The following is a 24,044-nucleotide window of genomic DNA, read 5'->3' on the forward strand; positions in this document are numbered from 1 at the left end:
GCCACAAAATATCCTGCTCAGCAGCGCTAACTGCCACTGCTGACTGTCGGACCGAGCCGGTCGATCCGCGCGGACCACTCAGTGAGGCGGATCACTCAGTGAGATAGTGCAGCACCGCAAGCACCCGACGGTGATCATCGGCATCGACAGGAAGCCCGAGGGCGTCGTAGATGCGAGAGGTGTGCTGCACCACTGCTTTATCTGAGCAGCCTAGGCTCGCAGCAATCCAGGTGTTGCTGCGACCCTCGGCCATCAGCGCGAGCACCTCTCGCTGCCGCTGCGTGAGGCGCTCGACGCCGCCTCCGAGCATCCGCGCACGAGAAACCAAGATCTCGACCACATCAGGATCGAGAGCGGTGCCTCCGGCGGCGACCCGCCAGAGATCCTGAGTAAAGGTTTCGACATCGGCGATCCGCTGTTTCAGCAGGTAGCCCACCCCTCCGCGCCCATCGCCGAGAAGCTCTTCGGCGTAGCGACGTTGCACATGCTGCGAGAGCACCACGACCGCGGTCTGGGGCCAGCGCTTCCTGATGCGCACCGCGGCGGCAAGCCCCTCGTCAGTGAACGTCGGTGGCATGCGAATGTCGGTGACGACCAGTTCGGGCTCATGCTGAACGACGGCAGCGTCAAGCTGCACGGCGTCGGCAACGACCGCTACCACGTCGAAGCCATCCTGCGCCAAGACCAGGTCGAGACCCTGCCTCAGCAGCGCTTCATCTTCTGCAATCACGACTCGCATGGCAACTCCACCGAAAGGGTCAGTCCTGCACGATCGGGTGAACGCAGGTCTATGGTTCCACCGAGCGCATCGACGCGGTCAGCAAGCCCCCGCAACCCACGACCCGCAACAATCGCACCGCCGCGCCCACTGTCGGTAACGTCAATGTGCAGTGCGTGCGCAGTCTGAACAAGCGTCACCCGCGCCGAGCTTGCATCAGCATGCTTGACGGTATTGGCCAAAGCTTCAGCGACGACAAAGTATGCGGTGTTGCTCACCGGCTCTGACAGGTGCAGATCGGGCGGGTGCACCTCGAAGGTGGTCGGGATCGGCATGCGGTCAACCAGGTCTTCGACCGCATCGCTCAGGCCTCGCTCTGTCAGAGTAAGGGGCAAGACGTCGTGCACGAGTCGCCGAAGATCAGCTGCCGCCGAGTCGATGCGCTTTCGCAGTGTGGTCGCGGCAGCCTTGGTCGCTGGCGAGGAGTCAGCAATGCCCGCGATCTGTTGGGCTTCAAGGGCCAGCAGCACCAATTGCACCTGCAATCCATCGTGCAAGTCTTGAGCGATGCGCAGTCGTTCGTGATCGGCCGCATCAACGATGCGAGTTCGGGACTCGCGCAACTTGCGCTGGCTGCTGAGAAGTTCTGCTGACAGCCGCGTGCGATCCAGCGCGACGGCGAGCACCTGACCCGCCCGGCGCACGTGCTCGGCGTTGCCGTTCATGCGGGAGTCATATTCGATGACGGCGATGCTCGCCCCCGCCACCGTCACTTCAACAACTTCGCGGCCGGATGCTCGCGCGGCGACGTTCATTGCCGCGCCAGTCTCATCAACGAACTCGCCTGGGGCGCCGCCGCGGAGCCCAAGGCGCACGGTGTCATCGCCGAGAGTCAGCGCCAGCGCGTCTTGGAGCGATCCTGTCGCCACATCGACGCTCAGCCACGCCCCCAGGTCGGTGAGCTCACCGGTGTGCGTGAAACCACCGCGCAGCATCCCGAATACAAAAGCGACGGGGAGGCCCATCAGCAATACGAGTTGCACCACTTCGCGCGTCGGCGGGGCAAACGCGTCGAACAGCAGCGACGCGAACGGGACGCCCAGCACCACGAACATCCCGTAGGAGAACAGCGGCAAGAGCACCCTGCGGTGCGCGGGGTCAGCCGCACGCACGCGCAATGCGAGCATCAACGACGTTGCTCCCATCACCGCGAAGCCGCACACGCGCTGCGTAGTGATGGCCGTCTCGAGCACCGTCTCAGACGTCGCGAGGTACAGCGGCGTCTGCAGCACTACCGCGACGAAGTAGGCGCCGGCGACAACCCCACGAGCAACGTTGTTCCCAAGTCGCCCAGAGGGAAAGGCGAGCAGCAGGTGAACGATCACCGCCAAGATCGTGGTGGCGAATACTGACCCGATCCCCACCAGTATCGGCTGCGACGCGTTGCCCAGGTTTGACAGGTACACGACCAGAGCACCCGCCAGGATCAGGGCAGCCATCGGGTTGCTGGGCCGGCGGTACCAGGCGACCAGGCCCGCCGCGAGGTACACCCAGAACACCGCGGTGTAGAGCACCATCACGCCGGGATACTCAGCGCCTGGGAATACCAGTACCAGCTCGATGAGCCCCCCGAAAAGGCCGATCAGGCCAATCAGCCACAGAGCTCGAACGAAGGATGCTGCACGCGCAACGCGCGGCGCTGCTTGCCGTTGCTGCGCTCGCATGCCTCTCGCTTTCACCGTTGTGACCACTATCTTCGCGCAGTCTTGTTGCGGCTATAGACCTAGGTCTATAGCGCGGACCGGGCGGCTCAGACAGAGTGGATGTGATCCGCAGCAGGGCCATGAGGCGCCGGTTGATCCTGCGGGCGCAGGATGCGAAAAACTGGGGACGTATCCTTCGCCCGCATCTGCTCCGGACGGTCCGGCGCTCGCGGCCGCTGAATCGGACGAACCGCCGTGGTTCGGCGGAGCGTCTCGCGAGTAATGTCGATCAGAAGGCCTAGAGCGGAGTTTCCATGTCGACATCGTCCGAGCGCGCCGCGCGCACCGAAACTGAACTGCAGGAGATGGCGAAAGACCATCTGTGGATGCACTTCGCGCGCCAGTCGGTGATGACAGAGGGGCCAGGAGTGCCCATCATCACCAAGGGTGAAGGCCACCACATCTGGGACTCACAGGGCAAAAAATACATCGACGGTCTCTCTGGGCTGTTTGTCGTCGCCGCGGGCCACGGCCGCAAGCGCCTCGCGCAGGCCGCGGCAAAGCAGGCTGAACAGCTCGCGTTTTTTCCGATCTGGTCGTACGCGCACCCCGCGGCCATTGAGCTCGCCGATCGCATCGCCAGCTATGCGCCAGGAGATTTGAACAAGGTCTTCTTCTCGACCGGCGGCGGCGAAGCCGTCGAGACGGCGTTCAAGCTTGCGAAGTACTACTGGAAGCTTCAGGGGCAGCCGACCAAGCACAAGGTCATCTCTCGCGCGGTCGCGTACCACGGCACCCCGCAAGGCGCGCTGGCGATCACCGGCATCCCCGCGATGAAGTCGATGTTCGAACCGGTCACTCCCGGCGGGTTTCGCGTGCCGAATACGAACTTCTACCGCGCGGCTGAAATGGGCGGCCCCACCGAAAGCCTCGAGGAGTTCGGTGTCTGGGCGGCCGACCGCATCGAGGAGATGATCCAGTTCGAGGGCCCCGACACTGTCGCCGCGGTCTTCCTCGAGCCGGTGCAGAACTCAGGTGGCTGTTTCCCCCCTCCCCCCGGCTACTTTCAGCGGGTACGAGAGATCTGCGACAAGTATGACGTGCTGCTCGTCTCTGACGAGGTCATCTGCGCATTCGGCCGCGTAGGCCACATGTTCGCTTGCGACGCATATGGCTATAAGCCCGACATGATCACTTTCGCGAAGGCTGTCACCAGCGGTTACTCCCCCCTGGGTGGAACCGTCGTCAGCGACAAGATCTACGAACCGTTCGCTCACGGAGACACCGCGTTCTACCACGGCTACACGTTCGGCGGACACCCCGTCTCTGCCGCCGTCGCGCTCGAGAACCTCGACATCTTCGAAGAAGAGGGACTGCTCGCACGTGTGAAAGAGAACTCGCCCATCTTCCGGTCTGAACTCGAGAAGCTCACCGATCTTCCCATCGTCGGCGATGTTCGCGGCGACGGGTACTTCTTCGGAATCGAACTCGTCAAAGACAAGTCGACCAAAGAGACCTTCAACGACGACGAAGCCGAACGACTGCTGCGTGGGTTCCTTTCGAAGGCACTGTTCGACGCTGGCCTCTACTGCCGCGCCGACGACCGCGGCGACCCCGTCATCCAACTCGCTCCCCCGCTGACGATCGGACCAGCCGAGTTCACCGAGATCGAACAGATCCTCCGCAGCGTCCTCACCGAAGCCTCCAACCAGCTGTAGCCGCACGCAACGGCACACGCGCGGGATCGCACTACTCATGCGATCCCGCGCGTTTATCGTCTCTACAGGCTGAGTGCGGCTTTCACACCTGCGTTGGTCACGACACCGTCTCGAACGTTCAGCCCCGAGGCGAGCGCGGGGTTGCCCTCGGCCGCGGCATCCCATCCCAGATTCGCGATCGACGCGATGTAAGGCAGTGTGGCGTTGCTGAGCGCGCGGGTTGAGGTGTGCGGTACGGCTCCAGGCATATTCGCGACGCAGTAGTACAGCGAGTCGTGCACGGCGAACGTCGGGTCATCGTGCGTTGTCGGGCGCGAGCCTTCGAAGCATCCACCCTGATCGATAGCGATATCGACCAGAACCGAACCCGGCTTCATCGCTTCGACCATCTCTTTCGTAACGAGTTTGGGGGCAGCAGCCCCTGGGATGAGTACCGATCCGATCACCAGGTCAGCGTCAGCGAGCTGTTCGGCTATCTCGTATCGGGTTGAGGCTCGGGTCTGCACAGCGCCCGCAAAACGAGTCTCCAGTTGACGCAGGCGAGGCAGAGACACATCAACGATTGCGACGTCTGCTCCCAGACCCAGCGCGTTTGCCGCAGCGTGCTCTCCCGCAACGCCGCCGCCGATCACCAGCACCTTGGCTTTCGGGGTACCGGGAACGCCACCCATGAGCATCCCGCGACCGCCCTGCGCCTTCAGCAACGCGTGTGAGCCGACCACGATCGAGAGGCGCCCGGCGACCTCGCTCATCGGCGCGAGCAGCGGCAGCGCGCGGTCGGGCGTCTGCACCGTTTCATATGCGATCGCGGTTGTTCCCGCGGCCATCAGCGCCTCGGTGAGCGGGCGGTCTGCGGCCAGGTGCAGGTATGTGAAGAGCGTCAGATCTGAGCGCAGTCGGGCGTACTCGGCGGCGATGGGTTCTTTCACCTTCACCACCATTTCGGCGCGCGCCCATGTCTCGTCTGCGGTGGTCACAATCTCGGCCCCCGCGCGGCGAAAACTCTCGTCGGTGATGTTGCTGCCGAGCCCCGCACCGGATTGAATGATCAGCTCATGGCCTGCCTGCACGAGCGTGTCTACTCCGGCGGGGGTCATTCCGACGCGATTCTCGTTGTTCTTGATCTCGGTGGGGACGCCAATACGCATGGGGCACTCTTTCATTGTGTTGAGAGGGCCCACATTTCCAGATTCATTCGCTAGTGCGTCATACCTTGATAGATTCATCGGCAAATAGGTCTTTTCTCCAATGAATAGTCACTGCGGCCTCTACCGCGAGGCCCCTGCATGAAGGATCTTCGCTATGCCTGCCGAGCTCACCGAGCTAGATCAACAGATCATCGAGATCTTGTCAGCCGACGGGCGTGCGACCATCGCCCACATCGCTTCATCGCTCAACATCGCGCCGTCTACCGCACACACGCGCGTGCGCGCGTTGATCGACAGAAAGCTCATCACCGGAGTACACGCGGCACAGAATTACGCGGCACTCGGTCGCGGGCTGCAGGCGATGATCGGCGTGACGCTTCGCCCTGGCGCTCGGCAAGAGAACATTCGGCTGTTTGCCGACGAGGTGCGAGGCCTCCCCGATGTCATCCAACTCTTTTTCGTGGGCGGCACCGACGACTTCTTGGTGCACATCGCGGTACAAGACTCGTCGGGGGTGCGTCGCTTCGTCGTCGATCACCTTTCTGCGCGGGCGAGTGTCGCATCCACCCGCACGAGCATGATCTTCGAGTACCACCGAAACGCTGTGGCCGCTGACTTTTCGTAGTCGACCTCTCGGCGAGGCGTGGCGGAACCACCGGTTGTCGGCCATGATCTGATCATGGCCGTTCATGATCTTCGTCCCGCATGGGATCTGCCGATCGTCTCGCGCGCTGACGCTCGCGCACTCGGTCAAAAGCAGCGCAAAGCTGTGCCACGGCGATCGCTCGGCGTCTTGACTGATCTGCCCCGCCGTGACGCAGTCGCCCACCTTCGTGAGCAGAACGCTGATCGCGTCGCAGAGCTCGTTCCGCTGCGCATGCAACGAATGCTCGCGAACCCCTTCGCGTTCTATCGGGGGACGGCAGCTCTGATGGCCGCCGACCTCGCCAATGCTCCCAGCTCGAACATTCCGGTTGCTGCCTGCGGAGACGCGCACATCACCAACTTTGGTTTCTATGCCTCCCCCGAACGGCGACTGGTATTCGATCTCAACGATTTCGACGAAGCAGCGATCGCGCCGTGGGAATGGGACGTGAAGCGATTGGTGACGAGCGTGGTCATCGGTGGCCGGCACGCAAACTACGACGACCAACTCATCACAGTCACGGCAGACGCCGCGGTGCGCGCCTACGTCAGCTCGCTGCGCGCGAGCAACAGCATGAGTGCGCTGGAACGCTATTTCATGCACCTCAACAGCGAGTTCGCCAACCAGCACATGAGCAAACAGGGCAAACGTGCGGCGAAGGCAGCCATTGCGTCAGCCGAGCGGCGAACCGGATCGCGGGCGCTGGAGCGACTGACCGAACACGCCGAAGACGGCACGCTGAGGTTTCGCGATCAGCCACCCACGATGAAGCGAATCAGTCTTGACGACGCACAGGCTGCTGGAGGCAGCGCGCACTCCGACCACGAAGTCGGCTATCTGTTTCGGCAGTACCGCGAAAGCGTGCCGATCGACATCGACATCGTGCTGTCGCAGTATCTTCCCCGAGACCTCGCGCGCCGCGTTGTCGGCGTGGGGAGCGTCGGCACACGGTGCTATCTGCAACTTCTCGTGGGCGCCGACGATGACGCGATCGTCTTGCAGATCAAAGAGGCGGGCGAATCGGTGCTGAGCCTGCACGGCCTGATGAAGCAACCCGAACGCCTCACCCGAGGTGTCGCGACGCATGGGCACGGCTTTCGCGTCGTCGGCCTGCAGCGCATTCTGCAGGCCGTCTCCGACCCGTTCCTCGGCTATCTCGGCGGACCGAATCGCGACTACTACGTGCGGCAGTTTCACGATATGAAAGGCTCCATCGAGCTTGAAGGGCTCTCGTACGAGGCGTTTCACGACTACGTGCTCGGCTGCGCAGCCGTGCTCGGCAGGTCGCACGCGCAGAGCTTCACCGCGGGGCGTGTCGTCGGCTATATCGGCAACCCCGAGTCGGCGAGCGCAGCAATCGTGGCGTGGTCACGGGCATACGCAGATCTCTCGATGCGTGACTACGAAAGCGCGTGTGAGGCGTGGAACCCGACGACAGGCGAAGACAGCAGCTAGAAGGGCCAGATCAGTGGCACATAGAGCACAGCCATCGCGATGAAGAAGATGGCGAGTGGAAGCCCTAGCTTCCAGTAGTCACCAAAGCGGTAGCCGCCGGGTTCCATCACCATCAGGTTCGCGGGGGTGGCGATGGGCGTGAAGAACGCAGCCGCGCCCGCGACCGTGAGCGCCATCATGTAGGGCATGACCGACAGGTCGAGAATGCCCGCCAGCGCGACCGCGATCGGCGCAACGATCAGCACCGTCGCCATATTGCTGATCAGCTGACCGAGCGCGAGAGTCAGCAGACACAGCACCAGCAGCGACAGGTACGGGTTGGCCCCGCCCAGCCAGCTGATGAGCGAGTCAGCGACGAGGTCAGCCGTGCCGGTGACCGTGACGGCGGCAGCAAGTGGCATCATGCCGGCGATCAGCACAACCGTGGTCCAAGACACCGAGCGATATGCCTGGGGAAACGTGATGGTGCGGGTAAGGATCAGCATGCCCACCGCGAGCAGGCCCGCCACTGCTGGCGGCACCCAACCTGTCGCAAGAAGCAGCACCATGCCAGCAAGAACCAGCAGAGCACGGCGCGCACCTCTGCCCAGCGGCACCGAGCGGCGCAGCGCACGCGGTGGGTCAACGCTGAGAACCCCTGGCTGTTCTGAATTGCGCACGAGTTCATCCCAGGTGCCCTGCATCAGCAACGCATCCCCAGCGCGCACGACGACCTCTTTGTCTTTGATGACGTCGTCTCCGCGCCGCACCGCCAGCACGACCAGTGCCTCGCCGGGCACCGCCATTCCGGGCGCCACCCGCTGACCGATCAACGGCGAACGAGGAGGCACCACAATCTCGCTCACGCCATCGGTTGCATTGATGATCGCTGCGGTGTCGAGAGTCACTTCATAGTGGCTGCGCAGCAGTCGGGCGTGACGCACAAGATCGACCGGCACGGCGACCGCCGGGCGATCGGGCAGCAGCCGTGGCCCGAGCAACAGCACGATAGCGATGGTGCCCATCAGCAGCGGAATGCCGACGAGCGCAAACTCGAAGTAGCCGAATGCTCGACCACCACTCGATGCGGCAAGGTCTGACACGACGATGTTGACGGGTGTGCCCGTGAGCGTAAGCATCGAGCCCGCCGACGCGGCAAAGGCAAGGGGAATGAGCAGTTTGGATGCTGCGATCCCTGCCCGCGCAGCCACAACGACAACGAGAGGCAACAGCGCGGCGACGGCACCGTTGATGCTGATGAACGCCGAAACCACGGCTACCAGAAGACTGATCACGACGACGATCTTGCTGCGCTTCGTTCCGGCTCGTCCGATCACCCATTGGCCGGCCCAGGCCATCACCCCCGAAGAATCAAGGGACTCGCTCACGATGAAGAGTGTCGCGATGAAGATGACGGTGGGATCGCCGAACCCTGATAGTGCCTCGGGCAGCGTGAGGATGCCCGTTGCCCACAGCGCGAGAGCAACGCCGACCGCGACGATCTCCAACGGCACCCGGTTGCTCACGAACGCGATGATCGCGATCACGAGAACGATGAGTGTCGTTATGACGGGGTCCACGCGGCCCAGCGTAGCGGCAGCTTCGCGCGTCGGCCGCCGCGAGCGGAGGCCGAGAAGTCGCTACACGCACGAACGCCCCGGTGCGAGCGTTCGCATCGGGGCGTTCGTGCCGTGAAGACTACTGCGGGGCGTTGGCCGCCGCGATGAGTCCATCGATCATCGAGGGGTCTGCCTCACCACCGGCCATCGACATCATCATTCCGAGGCGACCGATCGGGAATGAGCCGATCATCTTCATCATGTCTACCCCCTCGGGCATAACCGAGGACGCACCCTCCATGCCGCCCATCATCTGAGCCATCGTGGCCTGCAAGATGGGCCCCGCGACCGGGTGCGCGAACGCCTCGCTGAGCGAAGTCGTGCGCGTCAGCGGCAAGCTGACCGGGTCGCCCTCCAGCGTGACCGTCGCCGTTGAGCGAATGTCGCGGCTCGACGCTGCCACGTCGACGACGTATTCGCCGCCCTCGACAATCCACTGGTCGACGCGAATGTCCCAATAGGCGAGGTCTTGGCGGCGCACCGTGATGACTGCTTGCTGGCTCTCGCCCGCGGCAAGGCTCAGCACAGCAAACGCCTTCAGTTCGCGTTCCGGTCGCTGCACGGCTCCCGCGGGAAGGCCGGTGTAAACCTGCACGACCTCGCGCCCATCGCGCTCGCCGGTGTTGGTGACGCTCACCCGCACTTCGATGTCGCCATCTGCCGTGACCGCCGCCGTCGCATCCCCATACTCGAACGTCGTGTACGAGAGACCGTGTCCGAACGGGTAGGCGACGTCGAAGCGGCGCGCGTCGTACCAGCGGTAGCCCACGAAGAGGCCCTCGCTGTAGCGAACGTGCGAGAAGTCGCCGGGGAAATCGAGATACGCCGGGGTGTCCTCGAGACGGTGCGGGATCGTCTCGGTCAGCTTGGCCGACGGGTTGACGTCGCCGAACAGCACATCGGCGGTGGCGCCGCCACCAGCCTGGCCGAGCAGCCAGCCCTCAAGAATCGCGGGCACCGCATCAGCGAACGGCAATGCCACGACGCCGCCGTTCGACAGCACGACTACCGTCTGCGGGTTAGCGGCGACCACCGCATTGATCAGTGCGAGCTGATCCGCGGGCAGATCTAGGTCATCGCGGTCATACCCCTCTGACTCGAGTCGTGCGGGCAGACCCGCGAACACGACGGCGACGTCGGCGGCGGATGCCGCGGCAACGGCCTCTTCACGCAGCGCTGCGGCCTGTTCGCTCGAAACGTCGACCGCGGTGCTGAAGCCCGCGGCGTATACGACCTCGGCGTGTGAAAGCGCGCGAATCTCATCGAGCGCGTTGTCGAGTTTGGTCGGCGTGATCATCGACGAACCCGCACCCTGGTAGCGCGCGGTCTCGGCGAAGGCGCCGATGACGGCGAGGTTCGAATCCTTGCTCAGCGGCAGCACGGCGTCGTCGTTCTTGAGCAGCACGATCGAGCGACCCGCGGCCTCACGCGCCAGAGCGTGATGCGCCTCAACATCGAGCGGACCGCTAGCCGCACCCGCGCCCGCCTGCGACTTGGCGACGAGGTCGAGCACTCGGCCTGCCGCGACGTCGACGACACTCTCAGCCAGTGAGCCGTCATGAACCGCAGCGACGATCTGAGCATCGGTGACACCGCCATTGGCGGGCATTTCGAGATCCATACCTGCTGCGAGCCCCGGTACGCGGTCGTTGACCGCACCCCAGTCCGAAACGACGAGGCCCTCAAAGCCCCACTCATCCCGCAGCACCTTTGTCAGCAGCCACGGGTCTTCCGAGGCGTATACGCCGTTGATGCGGTTGTACGAGCACATGACCGTCCACGGCTGGGCGTCTTCGACGACGCGCTGGAAGCCTCGCAGATAGATCTCGCGCAGCGGACGCTCGTCAACATCGCTCGACGCGCGCATGCGGTCATCTTCTTGGTTGTTCGCGGCGAAGTGCTTGAGCGATGTGCCAACACCCATCGACTGAATGCCGCGAACCAGCGCCGCACCGATCACCCCTGAGACGATGGGGTCTTCAGAGACGTACTCGAAGTTGCGGCCACACAAGGGGGAGCGCTTGATGTTGATGCCCGGTCCGAGCAGAACCGCAACGTTCTCGATCGAGGTTTCGGTGCCGAGCGCCTCGCCGACACGCTCAACAAGGTCGACATCCCACGACGAGCCGAGCCCGACAGCGGGCGGGAAGCAGGTAGCGAGCACGCTGTCACCCATACCCAGGTGGTCGCCGCCTTCGCGCTGCTTGCGAAGACCGTGGGGGCCATCGGTCACCATGACGGCCGGAACGCCAGCGCGCTCCACCGCTTGGGTGTTCCAGAAGGTCGACCCGCTCGTGAGCGACGCCTTCTCTTCAAGGGTCAGATCCGCGACTGAGATCTCGTCGTTCATTGGGCTCCTTTGCCTGTTTTTTCCTGTGCTCTCCACCGAGCATGTCAAAACCTTATGTCATTTGGTTTTGAGATACAAGCGTCATCGGGTTTACTTCATGTATGGCAGAACGAACTGCAGCCCCCCGCGGCTCTTATGCAAAAGGCATCGCGAAGCGAGAAGAGATTCTTCAGAGCGCTCTAGAGGTGATCGCTCGCGAGGGCTACCGCGGTGCGTCTGTGAAAGTGATTGCCGATTCGGTGGGGCTCAGCCAGGCCGGTCTGCTTCACTATTTCGACTCCAAGGAAGAACTCTTCGTCGAAATTCTGCGCAAGCGCGACGCCGTCGATGTGGCGACGTACAGCCACGAAGCAACCGACAGTGGTGCGGGTGACATCCGCGACGGATTCATCGAAGTGATGAAACACAACGCCGAGGTTCCTGGCCTGGTGCAGTTGTACGCGCGTCTCTCTGTCGAAGCGACCGACCCCAGCCATCCCGCACACGACTACTTTCTCACGCGCAGCCGCGGGCTGCGTGAGGGCGTCGCCGACGCGGCTGCTGACAACCCCACGCTGGACGGCGTCACTCAACACCTCGACCCAGAGACGTTCGCTCGAATCCTGCAGGCAGTCGCCGACGGTCTGCAGCTGCAATGGCTCCTCGAACCCGACATCGATATGGCTGACATCATCGAGCAGCTGCTGGGTGCGCTGGCCAGCGCGGGCAGCAAGAATTCATGATGCCCCATCTCGGGTCCGGCATCACCGCCTCCGATTCTGGGCGGCACGCGCGCTAGGGTGAGCCCGCGGCGTTCACCTGAGCCGAAACGAGGAGAAGATGATCGAGCCCGTCCCTACGATCCCTGGTTGGTATGCAGACACCCGCACGGGCGGATCAAAGTACTGGGATGGTTCGCGGTGGTCAGGCGACAAGCGCCCAGCACGCCGCCGCTTCGCGGCTCCGTTCGGCACCGGATGGATGGGCTACCTCGTGCTCGCGATGGCCGCGATGTGGGTTCCGATCGGCCTGGGAGCGTACAGCGACACTCAGGCTGCCGGCTATCTCGTCGCCGCGATCCTGATTCCGGTTGCGCTTGCAACCACCGGCGTCTACATGCTGCGAGGCCGCGGGTCCACAACGCGAGACGTGCGAACGCGTCTGGCCGCCGAGCGCAAAGGCGACACGCGAAAGCCCTAACGCGCGGCTCACCGCCGCGGCATCGTCACGCCAGCGCGCCGATGACCTCGCGCTCGAACAGCTGAATGCCAGTGGTGTCGTAGGCCGCTTCGGGAAAATAGTGAATCGCATAGCCGAGGCCCCGGCGCTCTCGCTCGGCGAGACGCTCGATGACCTGCTCTACCGCGCCGAATCCCGGGGAGTCGAGGTATTGACGCTCGATGTCGTTCGCGCGCTCTTCGCCAACGTGCGGCAGCATGCGTTCTTTCACAGCGGCGAGACGTTCCAACGCATCGGCCTCGGTGGCGCCGACGATGGTGTTGAAGTTCGAGGAGCGCGTGATCGTCGAAAAGTCCCGGCCGATCGCCTCACAATGGCCGCGCAGAACTTCGCTCTTGTGATCGAACTCCTCAAGCGTGCCCGTGAAGTTCGTGTACTGGGCGTACTGCGCGGCGATCTTGAGCGTCACTTTCTCGCCGCCGCCCGCGATCCACAGAGGCACACCGTTCGCCTGCAGCGGCGTCGGCTGCACGATTGCATCTTTCACCTGGTAGTACTTGCCATCGAGCGATGCCCGACCTGTTGCCCACGCCTGCGACATGATGTCAACGCCTTCGCGCAGCATCCCCAGCCGTTCAGAAATCGGCGGAAATCCATAGCCGTAGGCTTTCCACTCGTGCTCGTACCACCCCGCACCAATGCCCATCTCGGTGCGGCCGCCCGAGATGATGTCAACGGTTGCCGCAACCTTCGCGAGGTATGCGGGATTCCGATACGCCATGCAGGTGCACATCTGCCCCAGTCGGATGCGTCGGGTTGACGCCGCGAATGCTGCCATCAGCGTCCACGCCTCGTGCGTGGCTTGCTCGGTCGCTACCGGAACGGTGTGGAAATGGTCGTAGACCCAGAGGGATTCCCATGGTCCTTCATCGGCGCGAGCCGCGACGGTCGCCATAACCCGCCATTGGTCAGCAGGTTCAATATCGACGAGATCTAGGCGCCAGCCCTGGGGGATGAAGGTTCCGAATCGCATCGCGCCAGCATATCGGGAGCGCTCTCATCTGTGACGACTGCATGCGGCATTCGACGACGCATCACCTCAACCGCGTCAGGGTTCTCATCGACGAGCACGGCGTCTCGCCCCAGCGCCGACGCGACCGCTCCGGTCGTACCGCTACCTGCGAAAAAGTCGAGCACGCTGTCGCCGGGCCTGGTCGATGCCTGCACGATTCGCCGCAGGATACCCTCGGGTTTCTGCGTTGGATAGCCGGTTTTCTCACGCCCAGTGGTGGGAACGATGGTGTGCCACCACACGTCGGTGGGGAGCTTTCCTCGTGCCGCTTTCTCGGCCGTGACCAGTCCAGGCGCCATATACGGCTCGCGGTCAACTTCGTCGGAATTGAACCAGTAGCGCGACCGGTCTTTGACGTACACCAAGATCGTGTCGTGCTTCGTTGGCCAGCGCTTGCGGGTTTTCGCCCCGTAGTCGTACGCCCAAATGAGCTCGTTGAGAAATCTCTCGCGGCCGAAGAGCGCGTCGAGCATCACCTTCGCGTAATGCACCTCGCGGTAGTCAAGGTGCACGTAAAGGGTGCCGTCGTCGGCGAGCAACCGCCATGCTTCGATCAGGCGCGGCTCGAGAAAGCTCCAGTAGTCGTCGAAGGTGTCGTCGTAGGTGCGAAGGTCGCCGCGCAGTCGCTCGTACTCACGACCGTGGAATCCTCTGCGCACGATGGCGGGCTCGTCTCGCGGCGGAGTGTGCTCGGCAGCCGCGAGGGCTGAGCGCGCCGTCTCGACCGCTCGCGACTGCTGCCGGCCGGTGTTGAACGGAGGGTCGAGGTAGATCAGCGTGAAAGCTGCATCGGGTAGCTCACGGATCACCGCGAGGTTCTCACCGTGATAGATCTTGACCGCGCCACGCTCGGGGGGTGACGTCGACTCGCTCACGGCACCCGTCGCAGCCATGCGTCGGTTGAGAACTTCGACTCAACCAGCGCTTCGGCTTCGGCGTACTCCTCGTCGGTGATCGATCCCGGCGCAGCAGCATAGAGGCGAGTGAACGTTTCGATGAAGCGCTCGATGATGGCGACGCGCGGCAATCCACTCTGTCGGCGAAGCGGGTCAACCCGCTTCGCTGCTGAAGTGGTTCCCTTGTCGCTCAGCTTCTCGCGACCGATGCGCAGCACTTCGGTCATCATCTGACCATCCATGTCGTAGCTGAGCGTGGCGTGGTGCAGCACTCCCCCGTTGGCGAGGCGTTTCTGCGCGGCACCGCCGATCTTGCCCTGGGGCGAGGCGATGTCGTTGAGGGGCTGGTATGTGGCTTCGATGCCGAGCGATCGCAGTGCTTGCAACACCCAGTCGTCGAGAAAGGCGTAGGAGTCGGCGAAGGTCAGGCCCTGTACGAGGGCGGCGGGCACATACAGCGAGTAGGTGACGATGGCGTTTGCCGCCATGAGCATCGCCCCACCGCCAGAGATGCGGCGAACCACATCGAATCCGTGCCGCGTTGCGCCTTCGGGGTCGACCTCGTTGCGCAACGACTGGAACGATCCGATCACCACCGCGTTCTCGTTCCATTCCCAGATGCGCAGCGTTGGTTTGCGCAGGCCCGCACCCACGCGAGTGGTGAGCACCTCGTCAAGCGCGAGGTTCATTCGCGGCGATACCGGCTTGTCATGCACAACTTCCCAGTCGAAGTCGCTCCAGCCCGGCGCCGTGACCAGCGCGCGACGTACCGCCGTTCCCACAGATTCGGGCGTGAAGCCCAGCAGTTGCGCCCCTTCGGGCAAGGCGGCACGCACCGCGGCCGCGATGGTCGTCACGTCGGATTCCGAGCTCAGCCCGCTGACTGCAGCATCGATGTCTGCAAGAGCGTCATCGGGTTCGAGAAAGAAGTCGCCGGCCAGCCGAAAGTCAACGATGCGGCCGTCGCGCACTTCCAGATCGACGACGACGAGTTTGCCGCCCGGGACTTTATATTCACCGTGCATGAATTCAGCTTAACGATGCCCGGGCGGCTCAGCCGCTACGCGGACATCAGTCGCGTGAAACGAATCGCTTGTTGAGCCACGCGATCAGGTCAGCGTTCACGTCTCCCTTGGCGAAGTCATTGAAGATCTCGTGGCGCGCATCGGGGTAGACCAGGGTGGTGACGTCAGTGAGTCCCGAACGTTCGCGGTATTCCGCGGCGAGTTTATGCACGCTCTTGGGCCCGCCGACCGAATCTTCGCGGCCCACCATCAGCAGCGCGGGAATGTCGTATCCCAGGTCTTTGCGCGGGCGCCCATACAGTCGGGCGGCATCCACAACACCGAACAGTTTGAGCAGCGGTGTGCTGGTGGTGAGCGGGTCGTCGATGAAGTCCTGGCCCACACGCAGGTCGGCAGACAGCCATTCGGTGCCCAGGGCATCTCTGGCCTTCCACCGAGCGTTCAGGTCGCCGCCGTTGAGCGCGGTGGGAGTGCGCAGCGCAGAACCACTGAGCACGAGAGCGTCGTATGCCTCCGGATGCTGATTGATGAGCATCTGCGCCATGAACGACCCCCACGAGTGACCAAGGATCACGAGCGGAAGCGAAGGGTTCTCATCGCGAATGAGCTGAGTGAACTGCCACACACTGGCGAGTGTCGCGGGCAGTCCGCCGACACCGAGGCGGCCGAGCTTGGATGCATCGCCGCCATGCTGCTTCATGCCAGTGCGCCCGTGACCGCGGTGATCATTGACATACACGGTGTAGCCGTTGGCCACGAGATCGTTGATCACCCCGTGATAGCGCCCGGCATGCTCGCCGACGCCATGAAGAAGCTGCACAACAGCGCGCGGTTCGGTCGCGGCGGGGTAGACGTCGTAAACGATCGCGATGCCGTGCGCATCAATGAACTCAGGCATGACGAGAAGTCTAAACACCATTGCTCTGACTAGCGTGAGCAAATATTGCTAGATAAGCTAGCGAATTGTGACGCACGCAAATCCTCGCCGCTGGTACGGCCTCGTCTTCATCAGCATCGCCGTTTCGCTGATCATCGTTGATTCGACGATCGTGAACGTCGCGATCCCGTCGATCGTCGAAGACCTCGACATCACCTCGACACAGGTGCAGTGGGTGCAAGAGGCCTACACCCTCGTGTTCGCCGCGCTCCTTCTCTTGTTCGGCAGCCTCGCCGATCGCATTGGGCGCAGACGGATGCTGATCATCGGCGTGGTGATCTTTGCCGCTTCGTCGGTGCTGGCGGCCCTCGCCCCTACGGGAGAGCTGCTGATCTTCGCGCGGCTGATCCAGGGTGTCGGCGGGGCGATGATTCTGCCCACCACACTCTCACTCATCAACGCCACCTTCAGAGGCAAAGAGCGTGGCATCGCCTTTGCCGTGTGGGGTTCGACGATCGGCGGCATGGCTGCCGTCGGGCCACTGCTCGGCGGCTGGCTCACGACCTATTTCTCGTGGCGGTGGGCATTCGGCATCAACATTCCGCTCGGAATCGTGATCATCATCGGGGTGCTGATCACGGTCATCGAGTCGCGCTCGGCGACCAAGGTGAAACTCGACGTCGTTGGCGCAGCTCTCTCGGTACTGCTGTTCGGAACCCTCGTGTTCGGGCTTATCGAAGGTCGCACCTACGGCTGGTGGACGACCAGCGAAACGATCAGCTTCGGCGATGTGGAATGGCCGTTCGAGCTCTCACCGGTGCCAATCGCGTTCGCGATCGCAGCATTCTCGCTCGTCGGCTTTCTCGCATGGGAGGTGCGCCGAGCACGCGCTGGCCGCTCGACGCTCCTCGAACTGTCGCTCTTCTCGATCGGATCATTCCGAAACGGGAATATAGCCGCCCTCGTAGTGTCGCTTGGCGAGTTCGGCATCATTCTCTCACTGCCACTTTGGCTGCAGTTCGTGCTCGGCTTCGACGCGCTGCAGACGGGCTTCATCCTGCTCGCGCTGGCCGGCGGCTCGTTCGTGGCGAGCGGCTTTGCCGGCGCGCTGAGTGGACGCGTGCGCCCGGTGATCGTCGTGCGTGGCGGAATTCTCGCCGAGATCCTCGGCATTGTCTGGATCGGGCTGATTGTCGCACCGGATGCCGCGTGGGGCTGGCTTGTGCCCGCGCTCTTCGTCTATGGCTTCGGCGTCGGGCTGGCGACCGCACAGCTCACGGGTGTGGTGTTGCAAGACGTGCCTCTAGAACTGTCAGGTCAGGGCTCGGGCACACAGTCCACCGCGCGCCAGGTCGGCGCAGCGCTCGGCATCGCGATCTTGGGTACCGTGCTGTTCACCACCACCGCGAACTCGCTTGCGGCCAAGCTCGACGATCGCGGCATCTCAAACGAGCAGAGCGATGCGGTGGTATCTACGGTCGTCGAAAGCGCTGGCGCAGCGATAGCCGGTCTCGAAGAAGATCCTGACACCGAAGAGATCGGCGAAGATGCGGCAGCCGCATTTTCCTTGGGCACCCAGTTGAGCGCGTTCACCGCCGCCGGATTTCTCACCGTCGGCCTGCTAGCGACAATCTCGCTCGGTTCAACCAAGCGCCCCGAAGACGATGAGGTGAAAACCACCGAGACGACCGAGAGCCAGAGCAACGAGTGAGTTTACTTAACATGGGTAATGACCTATGTTAAGTAAACCGATGACAAACGAATCTCCTCCTGACGCCCCTGCCTCCGGCGACCTCACGTCCGAAGCGTCGAACCTGCGTATCGCGACATTCCGACTTGCAAGGCGCATGCGCACCCAGCGGGCAGTCGACTCGATGAGTGACGGGCAGTTTGCCGTGCTGGCGGTCTTGTGGACCTTTGGCGATCACGCGCTCAGCGAGCTCGCCGAGCGCGAACGAATCTCGCCACCCGCAATGAATCGCACAGTGAACTGCCTCGAGACGTCTGGGTACCTCTCACGCAACGCTGACGAGTCTGACGGCCGCAAGGTGGTCATCTCGCTCACTGATGAAGGCCGTGCTGTTGTCAAAGAGACCGCACGCCGCCGAGATGCCTGGGTCGAAGAGGCGCTCGATGATCTAGACGCGACCCAGCGCGATGTGCTCGCCGCGGCCGCGGTGCTGATGCAGCGGATGGTGGATCGGTGACGCGCCCGCCGACTACCGGCGTCATCCCCCGCAAGGCTCCGGCGATGTTCCGCTCGTTCTCCGTCTTCAACTACCGCGTCTGGTTCATCGGCGCACTGGTATCGAATACCGGTGCATGGATGCAAGCGACCGCGATCAGCTGGGTAGTGCTGACTGAATTGACTGCAAACGATGCCGGCGCGATGGGCATAACGATGGGCTTGCAGTTCGCCCCACCCCTCGTGCTCGTCGGCGTCACCGGCTTCGTGGCTGACCGCTTTGACCGCCGCCATCTGCTGTTCGTGACGCAAGGCCTCTTGCTGCTGCTCGGACTCGCGATCGGCATCTTGCTGCTGAACGACGCGATGACCTTGCCCATGATGTACGCGTTCGCGCTCGGTCTTGGCGTCATTGCTGCGTTCGACAACCCAGCGCGTCAGGCGTTCGTGTCGGATCTTGTGACGCGCGAGAACGCATCGAACGCGGTAGCCCTCAACGCTGCCTCATTCAACGGCGCGCGCATGATCGGCCCGGCGGTCGCGGGTGTCGTCATCGTCGCGGTGGGCACAGGTTGGGTGTTTGTGGTCAATGCGGTGACCTTCCTCGCGATGCTCGGCGCCTTGCTGTTGATTCGCTCCGACGAGCTGATCCCACGCTCGAGAGCCAACGGCGCTGGGCGCCTAGCCGACGGCTTTCGCTATGTGGCACATCGTCCCGACTTGATCGTGACCTTCTCGATGGTGTTTCTCATCGGCGCCTTCGGCATGAACTTTCCGATCTTCGCGTCGACGATGGCGATCGAGTTCGGCCAAGACGCTGACGGCTATGGTCTGCTCAGCTCGATTCTCGCGATCGGCTCTCTCTTCGGCGCGCTTCTTGCGGCCCGCCGCGACAAGGCACGCATCAGAGTGGTGATCGGGGCGACGCTGCTGTTTGCGACGGCCGCCACCGTGTCAGCTTTCATGCCCTCGTATTGGCTGTATGCGGTCACGCTGATGTTCACCGGCTTCGCGGTCGTCACCATGCTCACCACCGCGAACGGCTATGTGCAGACCACCACCGACCCTGCTCTTCGCGGTCGGGTGCTGGCGCTGTACATGGCCATCCTGCTGGGTGGCACGCCGGTCGGCGCGCCGGTCGTGGGCTGGGTCGCCGACACCTTCGGCCCCCGCATGGCCATCCTGCTGGGCGCAGGGTCGGCGCTGGGCGCCTTCGTGATCGGCGCGACCTGGCTGCTGGTGTCGGGCAGGCTTCACCGCCATGACAAGAAGCGATTCCGTCTCACGATCGATGAGACTCGTCCGCTGAGTGTCGTGACTCCCGAGCAATTCAGCGACCAGATGGCGCAGACGACACCGATCCCCCTGCCCACCGAAGCAGACCTGCGCGCGGAGCGCGAGCGAAGCTAGCGCACACCGACGCGAACAAGATGATCGTTGACGAAACGCTCTTCAGGATCGCAACGCTGAAAGACTGCGCGCGCGTCAGCGAGGCGCGGATGCACTCTTTCGACATCTGCTCGAGTGAGCCCGTGCAGTTTGCCCCAGTGCGGGCGCGCGCCAAATGGAGCGAGCGCCGCTTCGATCTTCGTCAAGACTTCGTGCACGGCTCGTGGCTCGTTGCGCCACGTGAAATGAATCGCGAGGCTGTCCCTGCCGAACGCGGGGCTCAGCCACAACTCGTCGGCCGACATGGTGCGCAGTTCGCTCACGAACAGCAGCGGCTCGATGAGCGGTCCTAGCTCACGAACTGCGGCGAGCGCCGCGGCAGCATCCTCGCGAGCGACGAAGTACTCGCTCTGAATCTCATCGCCGAACGAGGGAGTGCCATCGAGCCGAAAGTGGGGCAGACGCAGCATCCATGGCCCTGGAACGCCCCCGATCTCGGTAACGTCGGCCAGCTCGCCGAGTGGCGCAGCCTCAGCATCCAGCACCCCGTCGAGCAAAGCGCCCGCGACAGGGTCGCCGTCGGTGGCGAGTCGAGTCTTCACCCAAACCGCGCCGACTGACTTGCCGAGCCACCGGGTAAACACCGAAACGCTGTAGCCGGCGCCGGTCAGGTCGTCGAGGGCGTCGAGAGCGGCGCCCCAAGAGACCCCGGTGTAGATGTCTTGGCGCATGCGATAGTTCGCCTGGGTCTCGAGCTCCAGCGATACGACGACTCCGAACGCGCCGACACCGACAGCAAGAGCTGCGAACTCCGGTTCACCCCGACGCACTTCGCGCACGTCGCCGTCGAAGGTGATGAAACGGATGCTGCGCACAGCAGTCGTCAGAACGCCGTTGCCGTCACCTGAGCCGTGCGTTCCCGTGGCTGTTGCACCAGCCACTGAGATATGCGGCAGCGAACCGAGGTTGTGCAGCGCCAAGCCCTGCTCATCGAGCCAGGAAGCGAGCACACCATAGCGGGTCCCCGCAGCGACACGAACGGCGCCGGCCCTCAGCGAGAAGTCTCCGCTCAGCCCGGACAGGTCAAGCAGAGTCCCCGTGGTGTCGGGTAGGTCGGTGAAGGAATGGCGGGTGCCGAGGGCGTGCACCGGCCCTGTCGTCGCCGCCAAAACCCGGCGCACCTCAGCTTCGGTTGAGGTCGAGATGATGTGAGCGGCGGCGTAGTCGTGCGTTCCCGCCCAGTTGCGTGTCATGCTCACACGCTACTGGTGTCGCCTCTCCACTCCGACTTCTCAGTCAGCGGCACAACTTCTGGTCGCTCGACGCTCGACGACACCTCGACGCGCGCACCAATATCAGCGGATCGCAGCAGCGCTGTCATCACGTCGAGCGAATGCAGCGCAACGGCGCCGTTCGCGCGAGGCTCGCGCCCCTCGGCGATCGCGGCTACGAAGTCGAGCAGACCGGCGCCGCGCGCCGCATCCACGTAGCCCGCCGAGGCGGCGAGCGGATTCCACCGTTGCGTCTCGGGGTCATTGACGAGCACTTCGCCTGAGAACTGATTGGGGTCGGGCGCCACAAGAGAGACGACATCACCGTGCACCTCGAGGTGGGCGGCCGTCGTCGCGCGCGAATCGAAGCTGGTCGTAATCGTCGTGAGCACTCCGCTCTGGTGCTCCAGCACTCCCGAGACGTGGGTGTAGACCGAGACGGCAACAGTCTCGCCGGCGCGGGGACCGGTGGCGATCGTGCGTTGATCACGCAGCTTGCTCGCGGCACCGATCACCGATTGCACGGGGCCCAGCAGGTGAATGAGCGCCGCCACATAGTAGGGGCCCATATCAAGCAACGGCCCGCCGCCGGGCAGGTAGTAGAAATCGGGATGTGGATGCCATGCCTCGTGACCTGGCGTGACCATCGTGGCGGTTGCCGCCATCGGGCGACCGATGAGTCCGGCGTCGATTGCCGCACGCGCGGTCTGGGTTCCTGTGCCGAGCACGGTGTCGGGCGCCGATCCCACATGCACACCGGCGGCCTGCGCGGCATCGATGATCGCGCGGGCTTCATCCATGGTGACGGCGAGAGGCTTCTCTGTGAAGACGTTCTTGCCCGCTGCGATAGCGCCGAGCGCAATCTCGGCGTGCGCGGCGGGGATCGTCAAGTTGAGCACCGTATCGACCTGATCACTGGCGAGCAGTTCAGCGACCTTCATCGCTGTCGCCGTCGGCAGCGTCGCCGCCACGTCTGCGGCGCGCTCTTCGTTGAGGTCGGCGACCGCGGTGATCACGATGGCCGGAGCATCACGCAGTGTATCGAGATATGCAGCCGAGATGACCCCTAGTCCGATGATTCCTATGCGGTGCGGCTGGCCCACAGCATCCCCCGTTCAATGATGGTTCGTACGTTCGGGTTCTCGAGAACCTCGACGTTGTGGCCCGGTGTCGCCACCATGATGCGACCTGAACCCCACTGTCGCGTCCACACCGCCGGCGACACGTGGGGGCGATGCCACTCCTGCCACGGTTGCGCCGGGTGGGTGGTGGTCGCCAGCACGTCATTGAGGTCGTCGCTCAGCACCCAGTACTGCTCGGTGGTGAGCGAGAAGTCATCGAGGCCTGCGGTGATCGGATGCTGACGCCCGAGGTCGCTGATCTCAATGACGTGCGGCAGATATGCATCTTCTTCTAAGCCGCCGACGACATCGTCAGGGTGCTTGCTCGGGTGGGCGGCGAACTGCCCTCCGATGAGCTGCAGATAGCCGGTGTCCGCTCGGAACGAGTCGGCGATGCCGCCATGCCAGCCGGCCATGCCGGTGCCGGCAGCAACGGCTTTGCGCAGACCCGCGGACTCGTCTGCGCTGATCTCAGACATCGTGACCGACTGCACAATAAGGTCCGTGTCTGCCATCACCTCGTCATCGGCATAGACGGCGGTGGAGTCTTCGATGCTGACCTCAAACCCATTGCTCTCGAGAAACGGGATGAAAAGATTCGTTGCTTCGACGGGATGGTGTCCCTCCCATCCACCACGGACGATAAGTGCTGAGCGCGTTGACATGTTGCGGTACCTCGGATCGATCGAAGGGTTCAGGCTCGCGGCCGTGTGGAGTCACGCACGACGAGTTCTGGCTGAAAGACAATCTGCTCGGTGACGCCGGCGCCGCTGACTTCGGCGATGAGCAGCTCGACAGCTCGCAGGCCGATGAGCTCACTTGGCTGTCGAATCGACGATAGCGGCACGACCGCTGCTGATGAGAAATCAATATCGTCGTATCCGATGATGGCAATGTCTTCGGGAACGCTGACTTCACCCAGCATGACCAGCGCCTGCAGCACGCCCACGGCAAGAAGGTCATTCGCGGCGAAGACGGCATCGGGCCGTTCATCTGAAGCACGCTCGCGCAGAGACTCGCCGGCCGCCCGCCCCGCGAGCACGGTGAGCGCCGTGGTGGGCACCAGTTCAAGAGAAGCATCGGGCTGTTCCGCAATCGCCCGCTTTGCGCCGGTGAGTCGGTCGGCCACCTGACGCACGCTGTCGGGACCACCGATGAACGCGATCCGTCGTCGCCCGGTGTCGAGCAAGTGTCGCACTGCCATGTAGCCGCCCGAAACGTCGTCTACCGATACCGATGAGAAGCCGCTGCCGTCACTGGGCCGGTCGACGAGCACGGCGGTGATGCCGTGCTCGCGCAGGCGTTCCAGTCGCTCGGTCGGGTCGTCCACCGGGCTGATGAGCACTCCGTGAACGCGCTGCTGCTCGAACAGGTCGAGGTAGCTGGCCTCACGTGAAGCATCATCGTCACTGTTGCCAAGCAGCACCGACAGATTGTTCTCGGCCGCTCGCTGTTCTGCACCGCGCGCGATGTCAGTGAAGAAGGGGTTGCGCACGTCGAGCACAACAAGGCCGATGCTGCGGCTGCGACCGGCGCGCAGTTGTCGAGCGGCGTCATTGCGCACGAAACCGAGTTCGTCAATCGCCGCCTGCACCCGGCTGACCGTCGCCGGGGCCACCTTGTCAGGCTGATTGAGAACGTTCGACACCGTTCCCACCGAGACGCGTGCCAGCGCTGCGACGTCTTTGACGCTGACTGCCATGTTTTTCTCCCT

Annotated in this window: 21 protein-coding genes; 8 read left to right on the forward strand and 13 right to left on the reverse strand. The window is 63.6% G+C overall.

Going from position 1 to position 24,044, the window contains the following annotated elements:
* Window positions 1–91 precede the first annotated feature (91 nt).
* Window positions 92–739 (reverse strand): response regulator, encoded by a 648-nt coding sequence (locus tag SJY18_RS07440; protein WP_396667093.1) that lies wholly within the window; start codon window positions 737–739, stop codon window positions 92–94.
* Complete coding sequence (locus SJY18_RS07445) at window positions 727–2,442, reverse strand: sensor histidine kinase (protein WP_396667094.1); 1,716 nt, start codon at window positions 2,440–2,442, stop codon at window positions 727–729. Before SJY18_RS07445 ends, SJY18_RS07440 begins: the two co-directional genes overlap by 13 nt.
* A 293-nt stretch (window positions 2,443–2,735) precedes the next feature.
* Between SJY18_RS07445 and SJY18_RS07450 the strand changes: the two genes are divergently transcribed.
* Window positions 2,736–4,139, forward strand: coding sequence for an aspartate aminotransferase family protein (locus tag SJY18_RS07450; RefSeq protein WP_337336433.1), 1,404 nt, complete (start codon window positions 2,736–2,738; stop codon window positions 4,137–4,139).
* Window positions 4,140–4,201: 62 nt separating this feature from the next.
* On the opposite strand, the gene ald is transcribed toward SJY18_RS07450, so the two are convergent.
* Window positions 4,202–5,287 carry an alanine dehydrogenase gene (gene ald / locus SJY18_RS07455; protein ID WP_337336434.1) on the reverse strand — a complete coding sequence of 362 codons (1,086 nt, stop codon included), beginning with the start codon at window positions 5,285–5,287 and terminating at the stop codon, window positions 4,202–4,204.
* Between the two features lie 154 nt (window positions 5,288–5,441).
* Here ald and SJY18_RS07460 point away from each other — a divergent pair, with 154 nt between their 5' ends.
* On the forward strand, window positions 5,442–5,912 hold the full coding sequence (locus SJY18_RS07460) for an Lrp/AsnC family transcriptional regulator (protein WP_337336435.1): 471 nt from the start codon (window positions 5,442–5,444) through the stop codon (window positions 5,910–5,912).
* Window positions 5,913–5,966: 54 nt separating this feature from the next.
* Window positions 5,967–7,388, forward strand: coding sequence for a DUF2252 domain-containing protein (locus SJY18_RS07465; RefSeq protein WP_396667095.1), 1,422 nt, complete (start codon window positions 5,967–5,969; stop codon window positions 7,386–7,388).
* On the opposite strand, the gene SJY18_RS07470 is transcribed toward SJY18_RS07465, so the two are convergent.
* Window positions 7,385–8,947: an SLC13 family permease gene (locus SJY18_RS07470; RefSeq protein WP_396667096.1), complete on the reverse strand. Its 1,563-nt coding sequence runs from the start codon at window positions 8,945–8,947 to the stop codon at window positions 7,385–7,387. The two genes, SJY18_RS07465 and SJY18_RS07470, sit on opposite strands and share 4 nt — an antisense overlap.
* A 118-nt stretch (window positions 8,948–9,065) precedes the next feature.
* Window positions 9,066–11,336, reverse strand: coding sequence for a glycoside hydrolase family 3 C-terminal domain-containing protein (locus tag SJY18_RS07475; protein ID WP_337336438.1), 2,271 nt, complete (start codon window positions 11,334–11,336; stop codon window positions 9,066–9,068).
* A 101-nt stretch (window positions 11,337–11,437) separates the two neighbouring features.
* Here SJY18_RS07475 and SJY18_RS07480 point away from each other — a divergent pair, with 101 nt between their 5' ends.
* Window positions 11,438–12,058 carry a TetR/AcrR family transcriptional regulator gene (locus tag SJY18_RS07480; RefSeq protein ID WP_396667097.1) on the forward strand — a complete coding sequence of 207 codons (621 nt, stop codon included), beginning with the start codon at window positions 11,438–11,440 and terminating at the stop codon, window positions 12,056–12,058.
* Window positions 12,059–12,155: 97 nt separating this feature from the next.
* Window positions 12,156–12,515: a hypothetical protein gene (locus SJY18_RS07485; protein WP_396667098.1), complete on the forward strand. Its 360-nt coding sequence runs from the start codon at window positions 12,156–12,158 to the stop codon at window positions 12,513–12,515.
* 25 nt (window positions 12,516–12,540) lie between these two features.
* Here the strand turns inward: SJY18_RS07485 and SJY18_RS07490 are convergent, their stop codons facing one another.
* Genes SJY18_RS07490 through SJY18_RS07505 form a run of 4 tightly spaced genes read right to left on the reverse strand, consistent with a single transcriptional unit; the run spans window position 12,541 to window position 16,385 of the window.
* The gene (locus SJY18_RS07490) at window positions 12,541–13,527 is read right to left on the reverse strand and encodes an LLM class F420-dependent oxidoreductase (protein WP_396667099.1); all 987 of its coding nucleotides are present in this window, start codon (window positions 13,525–13,527) and stop codon (window positions 12,541–12,543) included.
* Window positions 13,488–14,459 carry a DNA-methyltransferase gene (locus SJY18_RS07495; protein WP_396667100.1) on the reverse strand — a complete coding sequence of 324 codons (972 nt, stop codon included), beginning with the start codon at window positions 14,457–14,459 and terminating at the stop codon, window positions 13,488–13,490. The genes SJY18_RS07490 and SJY18_RS07495 overlap by 40 nt, the downstream gene beginning before the upstream one ends.
* Window positions 14,438–15,487, reverse strand: coding sequence for a biotin/lipoate A/B protein ligase family protein (locus SJY18_RS07500; protein ID WP_396667101.1), 1,050 nt, complete (start codon window positions 15,485–15,487; stop codon window positions 14,438–14,440). Before SJY18_RS07500 ends, SJY18_RS07495 begins: the two co-directional genes overlap by 22 nt.
* Before the next feature lie 46 nt (window positions 15,488–15,533).
* Window positions 15,534–16,385: an alpha/beta hydrolase gene (locus SJY18_RS07505; protein ID WP_396667102.1), complete on the reverse strand. Its 852-nt coding sequence runs from the start codon at window positions 16,383–16,385 to the stop codon at window positions 15,534–15,536.
* A 67-nt stretch (window positions 16,386–16,452) separates the two neighbouring features.
* Between SJY18_RS07505 and SJY18_RS07510 the strand changes: the two genes are divergently transcribed.
* From SJY18_RS07510 to SJY18_RS07520, 3 genes are read left to right on the forward strand one after another with little or no spacing between them, the layout of a single operon-like run.
* Complete coding sequence (locus SJY18_RS07510; RefSeq protein ID WP_396667103.1) at window positions 16,453–18,075, forward strand: DHA2 family efflux MFS transporter permease subunit; 1,623 nt, start codon at window positions 16,453–16,455, stop codon at window positions 18,073–18,075.
* 40 nt (window positions 18,076–18,115) lie between these two features.
* A complete protein-coding gene (locus SJY18_RS07515) occupies window positions 18,116–18,571 on the forward strand; it encodes a MarR family winged helix-turn-helix transcriptional regulator (protein ID WP_396667104.1) in 456 nt (151 codons plus the stop codon).
* Window positions 18,572–18,615: 44 nt separating this feature from the next.
* Entirely contained in the window at window positions 18,616–19,959 is a 1,344-nt protein-coding gene (locus SJY18_RS07520; RefSeq protein ID WP_396668894.1) for an MFS transporter, read from the forward strand.
* Here SJY18_RS07520 and SJY18_RS07525 read toward each other — a convergent pair.
* From SJY18_RS07525 to SJY18_RS07540, 4 genes are read right to left on the reverse strand one after another with little or no spacing between them, the layout of a single operon-like run.
* Complete coding sequence (locus tag SJY18_RS07525) at window positions 19,956–21,191, reverse strand: D-arabinono-1,4-lactone oxidase (RefSeq protein WP_396667105.1); 1,236 nt, start codon at window positions 21,189–21,191, stop codon at window positions 19,956–19,958. The genes SJY18_RS07520 and SJY18_RS07525 overlap by 4 nt on opposite strands.
* Window positions 21,192–21,193: 2 nt before the next feature.
* A complete protein-coding gene (locus SJY18_RS07530; protein WP_337336448.1) occupies window positions 21,194–22,312 on the reverse strand; it encodes a Gfo/Idh/MocA family oxidoreductase in 1,119 nt (372 codons plus the stop codon).
* Window positions 22,291–22,995 carry a ThuA domain-containing protein gene (locus SJY18_RS07535; RefSeq protein WP_396667106.1) on the reverse strand — a complete coding sequence of 235 codons (705 nt, stop codon included), beginning with the start codon at window positions 22,993–22,995 and terminating at the stop codon, window positions 22,291–22,293. Before SJY18_RS07535 ends, SJY18_RS07530 begins: the two co-directional genes overlap by 22 nt.
* 29 nt (window positions 22,996–23,024) lie before the next feature.
* The gene (locus SJY18_RS07540) at window positions 23,025–24,032 is read right to left on the reverse strand and encodes a LacI family DNA-binding transcriptional regulator (RefSeq protein ID WP_396667107.1); all 1,008 of its coding nucleotides are present in this window, start codon (window positions 24,030–24,032) and stop codon (window positions 23,025–23,027) included.
* Window positions 24,033–24,044 lie beyond the last annotated feature (12 nt).

The organism is Microbacterium sp. R86528 (assembly GCF_044596335.1).
GTDB classification, from domain to species: Bacteria; Actinomycetota; Actinomycetes; order Actinomycetales; family Microbacteriaceae; genus Microbacterium; species Microbacterium marmarense.

What these genes read in the sequence shown, in the direction of transcription:
- SJY18_RS07440 (WP_396667093.1), bottom strand. Translation starts at nt 739, where the DNA reads ATGCGAGTCGTGATTGCAGAAGATGAAGCGCTGCTGAGGCAGGGTCTC.
- SJY18_RS07445 (WP_396667094.1), bottom strand. Translation starts at nt 2,442, where the DNA reads ATGCGAGCGCAGCAACGGCAAGCAGCGCCGCGCGTTGCGCGTGCAGCA.
- SJY18_RS07450 (WP_337336433.1), top strand. Translation starts at nt 2,736, where the DNA reads ATGTCGACATCGTCCGAGCGCGCCGCGCGCACCGAAACTGAACTGCAG.
- ald (WP_337336434.1), bottom strand. Translation starts at nt 5,287, where the DNA reads ATGCGTATTGGCGTCCCCACCGAGATCAAGAACAACGAGAATCGCGTC.
- SJY18_RS07460 (WP_337336435.1), top strand. Translation starts at nt 5,442, where the DNA reads ATGCCTGCCGAGCTCACCGAGCTAGATCAACAGATCATCGAGATCTTG.
- SJY18_RS07465 (WP_396667095.1), top strand. Translation starts at nt 5,967, where the DNA reads ATGGCCGTTCATGATCTTCGTCCCGCATGGGATCTGCCGATCGTCTCG.
- SJY18_RS07475 (WP_337336438.1), bottom strand. Translation starts at nt 11,336, where the DNA reads ATGAACGACGAGATCTCAGTCGCGGATCTGACCCTTGAAGAGAAGGCG.
- SJY18_RS07480 (WP_396667097.1), top strand. Translation starts at nt 11,438, where the DNA reads ATGGCAGAACGAACTGCAGCCCCCCGCGGCTCTTATGCAAAAGGCATC.
- SJY18_RS07485 (WP_396667098.1), top strand. Translation starts at nt 12,156, where the DNA reads ATGATCGAGCCCGTCCCTACGATCCCTGGTTGGTATGCAGACACCCGC.
- SJY18_RS07490 (WP_396667099.1), bottom strand. Translation starts at nt 13,527, where the DNA reads ATGCGATTCGGAACCTTCATCCCCCAGGGCTGGCGCCTAGATCTCGTC.
- SJY18_RS07495 (WP_396667100.1), bottom strand. Translation starts at nt 14,459, where the DNA reads ATGGCTGCGACGGGTGCCGTGAGCGAGTCGACGTCACCCCCCGAGCGT.
- SJY18_RS07500 (WP_396667101.1), bottom strand. Translation starts at nt 15,487, where the DNA reads ATGCACGGTGAATATAAAGTCCCGGGCGGCAAACTCGTCGTCGTCGAT.
- SJY18_RS07505 (WP_396667102.1), bottom strand. Translation starts at nt 16,385, where the DNA reads ATGCCTGAGTTCATTGATGCGCACGGCATCGCGATCGTTTACGACGTC.
- SJY18_RS07515 (WP_396667104.1), top strand. Translation starts at nt 18,116, where the DNA reads ATGACAAACGAATCTCCTCCTGACGCCCCTGCCTCCGGCGACCTCACG.
- SJY18_RS07520 (WP_396668894.1), top strand. Translation starts at nt 18,616, where the DNA reads ATGTTCCGCTCGTTCTCCGTCTTCAACTACCGCGTCTGGTTCATCGGC.
- SJY18_RS07525 (WP_396667105.1), bottom strand. Translation starts at nt 21,191, where the DNA reads ATGACACGCAACTGGGCGGGAACGCACGACTACGCCGCCGCTCACATC.
- SJY18_RS07535 (WP_396667106.1), bottom strand. Translation starts at nt 22,995, where the DNA reads ATGTCAACGCGCTCAGCACTTATCGTCCGTGGTGGATGGGAGGGACAC.
- SJY18_RS07540 (WP_396667107.1), bottom strand. Translation starts at nt 24,032, where the DNA reads ATGGCAGTCAGCGTCAAAGACGTCGCAGCGCTGGCACGCGTCTCGGTG.